Annotated in this window: 10 protein-coding genes; all 10 read right to left on the bottom strand. The window is 68.8% G+C overall.

Annotation, left to right across the window (positions count from 1 at the left end; genetic code table 11):
• Positions 1 to 2: 2 nt before the first annotated feature.
• The 10 genes from map to K1Y72_RS22565 all read right to left on the bottom strand — a co-directional run bounded on the left by map (position 3) and on the right by K1Y72_RS22565 (position 6,158).
• On the bottom strand, positions 3 to 812 hold the full coding sequence (gene map, locus K1Y72_RS22610) for a type I methionyl aminopeptidase (protein WP_220168397.1): 810 nt from the start codon (positions 810 to 812) through the stop codon (positions 3 to 5).
• 35 nt (positions 813 to 847) lie between these two features.
• Positions 848 to 1,498: an adenylate kinase gene (locus K1Y72_RS22605; protein WP_220168396.1), complete on the bottom strand. Its 651-nt coding sequence runs from the start codon at positions 1,496 to 1,498 to the stop codon at positions 848 to 850.
• Complete coding sequence (secY, locus tag K1Y72_RS22600) at positions 1,499 to 2,806, bottom strand: preprotein translocase subunit SecY (protein WP_220168424.1); 1,308 nt, start codon at positions 2,804 to 2,806, stop codon at positions 1,499 to 1,501.
• Between the two features lie 369 nt (positions 2,807 to 3,175).
• Complete coding sequence (gene rplO / locus K1Y72_RS22595; protein WP_220168395.1) at positions 3,176 to 3,637, bottom strand: 50S ribosomal protein L15; 462 nt, start codon at positions 3,635 to 3,637, stop codon at positions 3,176 to 3,178.
• Between the two features lies 1 nt (position 3,638).
• The gene (gene rpmD / locus K1Y72_RS22590; protein WP_220168394.1) at positions 3,639 to 3,821 is read right to left on the bottom strand and encodes a 50S ribosomal protein L30; all 183 of its coding nucleotides are present in this window, start codon (positions 3,819 to 3,821) and stop codon (positions 3,639 to 3,641) included.
• The gene (gene rpsE, locus K1Y72_RS22585; RefSeq protein ID WP_443611878.1) at positions 3,818 to 4,441 is read right to left on the bottom strand and encodes a 30S ribosomal protein S5; all 624 of its coding nucleotides are present in this window, start codon (positions 4,439 to 4,441) and stop codon (positions 3,818 to 3,820) included. Before rpsE ends, rpmD begins: the two co-directional genes overlap by 4 nt.
• A 40-nt stretch (positions 4,442 to 4,481) precedes the next feature.
• Entirely contained in the window at positions 4,482 to 4,868 is a 387-nt protein-coding gene (gene rplR / locus K1Y72_RS22580) for a 50S ribosomal protein L18 (RefSeq protein WP_220168393.1), read from the bottom strand.
• Between the two features lie 2 nt (positions 4,869 to 4,870).
• Positions 4,871 to 5,428 (bottom strand): 50S ribosomal protein L6, encoded by a 558-nt coding sequence (gene rplF / locus K1Y72_RS22575; RefSeq protein ID WP_220168392.1) that lies wholly within the window; start codon positions 5,426 to 5,428, stop codon positions 4,871 to 4,873.
• A 17-nt stretch (positions 5,429 to 5,445) separates the two neighbouring features.
• Positions 5,446 to 5,844, bottom strand: coding sequence for a 30S ribosomal protein S8 (rpsH, locus tag K1Y72_RS22570; RefSeq protein WP_220168391.1), 399 nt, complete (start codon positions 5,842 to 5,844; stop codon positions 5,446 to 5,448).
• A 128-nt stretch (positions 5,845 to 5,972) separates the two neighbouring features.
• On the bottom strand, positions 5,973 to 6,158 hold the full coding sequence (locus K1Y72_RS22565) for a type Z 30S ribosomal protein S14 (protein ID WP_018657585.1): 186 nt from the start codon (positions 6,156 to 6,158) through the stop codon (positions 5,973 to 5,975).

Below are 6,158 nucleotides of genomic sequence, written 5' to 3'. Positions count from 1 at the left end.
GCTCAAACGCGGAGGTCGGCGAGGCGCTCGCGGCCCTCGTCCAGGGCCGTCAGCACGCGCGGGCCGTCTTCGGTGACGGCGAAGGTGTGCTCGAAGTGGGCGGAGAAGGCGCCGTCGGCGGTGATGACGGTCCAGCCGTCGTCGAGCTCCTCGGTCTCCTTGGTGCCGAGGTTCACCATCGGCTCCACCGCGAAGCACATCCCGACCTCCAGCTCCGGCCCGTGGCCGGGCGCGCCGTGGTTCGGGATGAGCGGGTCCATGTGCATCTCGGTGCCGATGCCGTGCCCGCCGTAGCCCTCGACGATGCCGTAGCGGCCCTGAGAGCGGATGTAGGACTCGATCGCGTGCGACATGTCCGTGAGGCGGGCCCCCGCGACGCCGGCCGCCAGGCCGTGCCACAGGGACGTCTCGGTGACCTCCAGCAGCTTCGCCTGCGCGGGCGTCGCCGTGGTCACCGGCACCGTGATCGCCGCGTCGCCGTGCCAGCCGTCCACGATCGCACCGCAGTCCAGGGAGACCAGGTCCCCGTCCCGCAGGATCTTGTCGGCGCGCGGGATGCCGTGCACGATCTCCTCGTTGACCGAGGCGCAGATCGTGCCGGTGAAGCCGTGGTAGCCGAGGAACGACGGGACGCCGCCATGGTCGCGGATGTGCTCCTCGGCGATCCGGTCCAGGTCGAGCGTGGAGACGCCCGGCTTCACCGACGAGCGGAGCAGCTCCAGCGTGCGGCCGACCAGCAGGCCGGCCGCACGCATGAGCTCGATCTGCTCGGGCGTCTTCATCTGGATCGCGGGCCTGCGCCGCCTGAACATTCGGTGACTCCCCTAGTGGTGTTCCGGGACGGGGGTCACGTCTCCAGCGGGCGGAGCGCGTCCAGCGCGCGCCGGGTGACCTCCTCGACGGGCCCCGTCGCCTCGACCGCGACGAGAAGGCCCTCGTCGGCATAGAACTGCACCAGCGGCGCCGTTTGTTCCGCGTAGACCTCCAGGCGGTGCCGGACGACCTCCGCTTTATCGTCGTCGCGCTGGTACAGCCGGCCGCCGCAGTCGTCGCAGACGTCGTCGCGCCCGGCGTCGGTGTCGACGTGCCAGATCTTGCTGCACTTGCTGCAGGTGCGGCGGCCCGACAGGCGGCGGACCACCTCGTCCTCGTCGACGACGAGCTCCAGCACGACGTCGAGGCGCTGGTCCCACTCGGCGAGCATCTTCTTCAACGTCTCGGCCTGCGGGACGTTGCGCGGGAAGCCGTCCAGCAGGAAGCCCTCCCGCGCGTCGTCCTGGCCGAGGCGGTCGCGCACCATGGCGATGGTGACCTCGTCCGGCACCAGGTCGCCGCGGTCCATGTACTCCTTGGCCGCACGGCCGAGCTCGGTGCCGCCGCTGACGTTGGCGCGGAAGATGTCACCGGTCGAGATCTGCGGAATCGACCGGTGCTTGGCGATGTACGCGGCCTGAGTCCCCTTGCCCGCACCCGGGGGGCCGACCAGAACGATGCGCATCTACCGGAGGAAGCCCTCGTAGTTGCGCTGCTGGAGCTGAGATTCGATCTGCTTCACGGTGTCCAGTCCCACGCCGACGATGATGAGGATGCTCGTGCCGCCGAAGGGGAAGTCCTTCGTCGTGTTCAGCAGGGAGAACGCGATCATCGGGATGAGCGCCACGAGCCCCAGGTAGAGCGCTCCGGGAGAGGTGATCCGGGTGAGCACGTAGTCGAGGTACTCGGCGGTCGGCCGGCCCGGACGGATACCTGGGATGAACCCACCATACTTCTTCATGTTGTCGGCGACCTCGGTGGGGTTGAAGGTGATCGCGACGTAGAAGTACGTGAAGAAGATGATGAAGACGAAGAAGATCGCCATGTGCCACGGGTTGTCCTGCTGCAGGTAGGGCTGGACCTTCTGCAGCCACTTGGTGTTCGGCCACAGCTGGGTGGCGAGCACCGGCAGGTACAGCAGCGACGAGGCGAAGATCACCGGGATGATGCCGGCCTGGTTCACCTTCAGCGGGATGTAGGTGGACGTGCCGCCGTACATGCGGCGGCCCACCATGCGCTTGGCGTACTGCACCGGGATGCGGCGCTGCGCCTGCTCGACGAACACCACGCCGGTCATGATGGCGAGGCCGACGAGGATGACGAGCGCGAACACGAACGCCCGGCGGTCCGACGGCTGGCCCTGGTAGATGCCCCAGAACTGCGCCGGGAAGACCGCGACCACCTGCGTGAAGATCAGGATGGACATGCCGTTGCCGACGCCGCGGTCGGTGATGAGCTCGCCCAGCCACATGATGACGGCGGTGCCGGCCACCATGGTGACGACGATCGTGACGATCGAGAAGATGCCGTCGTCGTAGAGGATGTCGCCACCGCTCGCCAGGCCGCTGAACAGCTGCCCGGTGGAGGCCATCGCCACGATGCCGGTCGCCTGCAGGATCGCCAGCCCGATGGTCAGGTACCGGGTGTACTGGGTGATCTTCGTGGTGCCGGCCTGGCCCTCCTTCTTCAGGGCCTCCAGCCGCGGGATCACCACCGTCAGCAGCTGCAGGATGATGCTCGCGGTGATGTAGGGCATGATGCCCAGCGCGAAGATCGACAACTTGAGCAGCGCACCACCGCTGAACAGGTCGACGAGGCCGTAGAGCTGGTTGCTCTGCTTGGCCGCCTTGGCGGTGTCCGCCAGGACCTTGTAGTTCACGCCGGGCGCCGGGAGCATCGAGCCGATCCGGAACACGATGATGATGAAGAGCGTGAACAACAGTTTCTTACGCAGGTCAGGCGTACGGAAAGCCCGAGCGAACGCAGTCAGCACCATTCCTCCTGCGGACCTGCACTGTGATGCGGCAGAGTCGATCCGGGGTCAGCTATCCATGGGTCGGGCGGGCAGACAACACGCCCGAGCCGACACTCTATCCTGCCCCGCGACGGAAAACGCCATACCGATACCACGGCGGCGGTCAAGGCGGGCACGCGCCCGGGTCATCCCCTGCGGGGACCGGCGTCCTGCGCCCTGGAATCCTCGGTGCACCACCTTACCCGGGGCGGGGCGCCGGCGGCGGCCGATAGGTCCGACACGCCACGAAAAGCCCCGAGCCGTCCTCGGCGGCCGCCCCGCGCGCCGGGCGCGGAAAAGCGAGACGCCCGGCCGGTGAGCCCGGCCGGGCGTCTCGCTTCGGTCCCGCTACAGCTCGTCGGCGCTGCCGCCGGCGGCCACGATCTTCTCCTTGGCGGAGCCGGAGAAGGCGTGCACCTTCACCTGCACCGCGACGGAGATCTCGCCGGTGCCGAGGACCTTCACCGGCTTGCCGCGGCGCACCGCGCCCTTGGCCGCCAGGTCCGCGGCGGTGACCTCGCCGCCCTCGGGGTAGAGCGCGCCGAGCTTGTCCAGGTTCACGACCTGGAACTCCACCCGGTTGGGGTTCTTGAAGCCCTTGAGCTTCGGCAGCCGGCGGATCAGGGGCATCTGGCCGCCCTCGAACCCGACCGGCACGGTGTTGCGGGCCTTGGTGCCCTTGGTGCCGCGACCGGCGGTCTTGCCCTTGGACGCCTCGCCGCGGCCCTTGCGGGTCTTGGCCTTGTTGGCGCCGGGGGCCGGACGCAGGTCGTGCACCTTCAGGGGGGCGCCCTCAGTAGCGTCCGCCATGTCAGTCGACCTCCTCGACGGCGACCAGGTGGGCCACCGTCCGGATCATGCCGCGGATCTGCCGGTTGTCCTCGCGCACGGTGCTCTGACCGATCTTCTTGAGGCCCAGCGTCCGCAGCGTGTCACGCTGGTTCTGCTTCTCGCTGATCACGGACTTGATCTGCGTGATCTTCAGGTTGCTCATGACGAGGCGGCCTCCGCCCGCGGCTCGCTGCCGGCGGCGCGCGCCCGCAGCATGGCGGCCGGCGCGACGTCCTCGATCGGCAGGCCGCGCTTGGCCGCGATCTCCTCGGGACGCTTCAGGGACTTCAGCCCCGCCACCGTGGCGTGCACGATGTTGATCGCGTTGTCGGTGCCGAGCGACTTGCTCAGCACGTCGTGGATGCCCGCGCACTCCAGCACGGCGCGCACCGGGCCGCCGGCGATGACGCCGGTACCGGGGGACGCCGGGCGGAGCAGCACGACGCCGGCCGCGGCCTCGCCCTGCACGGTGTGCGGGATGGTGCCCTGGATGCGCGGCACCTTGAAGAAGTGCTTCTTGGCCTCTTCGACGCCCTTGGCGATCGCCGCGGGGACTTCCTTGGCCTTGCCGTACCCGACGCCCACGGTCCCGTTGCCGTCGCCGACGATCACCAGGGCGGTGAAGCTGAAGCGACGACCGCCCTTCACGACCTTGGCGACGCGGTTGATCGCGACGACCTTCTCGATGTACGACTGGCCCTTGTCGGCGCCACCACGACGGTCGTCGCGGCGGCCGTCGCGACGGTCGCCACCCTGACCGCCACCACGCCTCTGCGCTGCCATCAGTGGTTCCTCATCTCGTTGGTGATGTGGGTCTGGATCATCAGAACTCCAGCCCGCCCTCGCGCGCACCGTCCGCCAGGGCGGCGATGCGGCCGTGGTACTTGTTGCCGCCACGGTCGAAGACCACCGCCGAGACGCCGGCCTCCTTCGCCCGCTCGGCGACGAGCGCGCCGACCCGGCGGGACTTGGCCGTCTTGTCGCCGTCGTCGGCGCGCAGGTCGGCCTCCATGGTCGACGCGTAGGCCAGCGTGTGGCCCTTGCTGTCGTCGATGACCTGGACGAACAGGTGCCGGGTGCTGCGGGTCACGACCAGGCGCGGCCGCGCGGCGCTGCCGACGACCTTCTTGCGGACCCGCAGGTGCCGGCGCTTGCGGGACTTGGCCCGCGCCGACGTGGCCTTGCCGGCCAGGGTCTTGGTGCCTGCCATGACTACTTACCAGCCTTTCCGACCTTGCGGCGGACCTGCTCGCCCTGGTACCGCACGCCCTTGCCCTTGTAGACGTCGGGCTTGCGGAACTTGCGGATGTTGGCGGCGACCTCGCCGACCTGCTGCTTGTCGATGCCGTCCACGTGGATCAGAGCGTTGATCTGGTCCCGTCGCACGACCTCGACGCGCAGGGTGATGCCCTCGGGCGCCGTGTAGTTGATCGAGTGGCTGTAACCGAGCTTCAGCTCGACCGCCGACGGGCCCTTGGCCTGGGCGGTGTAGCCCACGCCGCGGATCTCCAGCGTCTTGCTGTAGCCGTTGGTCACGCCCTCGACCATGTTCGCGAGCAGCGCCCGCGACAGGCCGTGCAGCGCGCGCACGGTGTTGACGTCGTTCGGGCGCGACACGGTGAGCGTGCCGTCCTCGAAGTGAACCTCGATGGGCTCCGCGACGGTGTGCGACAGCGTGCCCTTCGGCCCCTTGACGGTGACCTCACGGCCGTCGACCTTGACGTCGACGCCGCTGGGCACGGTAACGGGGAGTCGTCCAATGCGAGACATGTTCCGTACCCTCCCCTCTACCAGACGTAGGCGAGGACTTCGCCGCCCACGCCGCGCTTGCCGGCCTGCCGGTCGGTCATCAGGCCGGAGGACGTCGAGATGATCGCGACGCCCAGTCCGCCCAGGACCTTCGGCAGGTTGTCCTTCTTCGCGTACACCCGCAGACCCGGCTTCGAGACGCGCTTGATGCCGGCGATGGAGCGCTCACGGGTCGGGCCGAACTTGAGCTCGATGAGGAGCTTCTTGCCGACCTCGGCGTCCTCCACGCTCCAGCCCGAGATGTAGCCCTCCTGCTGGAGGATCTCGGCGATGTGCGCCTTGATCTTCGAGTACGGCATGCCCACGCTGTCGTGGTACGCCGAATTCGCGTTACGCAGACGCGTCAGCATGTCTGCGATCGGGTCGGTCATCGTCATGGCCTACAGGCCCTCCCTCGCCACGGTTTCCACGGTGGGACCTGTGGCGCGGTCATGGGCACCTTCGACAGGTGCCCGGTGGTTATTACTGGGCCGGGAGGCCGCGCCCCCGCTCGGGGGGCGCGGTCCTACCAGCTGGACTTGGTGATGCCGGGCAGCTCGCCCCGGTGCGCCATCTCGCGGAAGCAGACACGGCAGAGGCCGAACTTCCGGTAGACGGAGCGCGGACGGCCGCAGCGCGAGCAACGAGTGTACGCGCGGACGCCGAACTTGGGCTTGCGAGCGGCCTTGGCGATCAGCGACTTCTTCGCCAT

Source organism: Actinomadura parmotrematis (assembly GCF_019458805.1).
GTDB lineage: Bacteria > Actinomycetota > Actinomycetes > Streptosporangiales > Streptosporangiaceae > Spirillospora > Spirillospora parmotrematis.
This window is presented reverse-complemented; position numbering and strand designations above follow the sequence as displayed.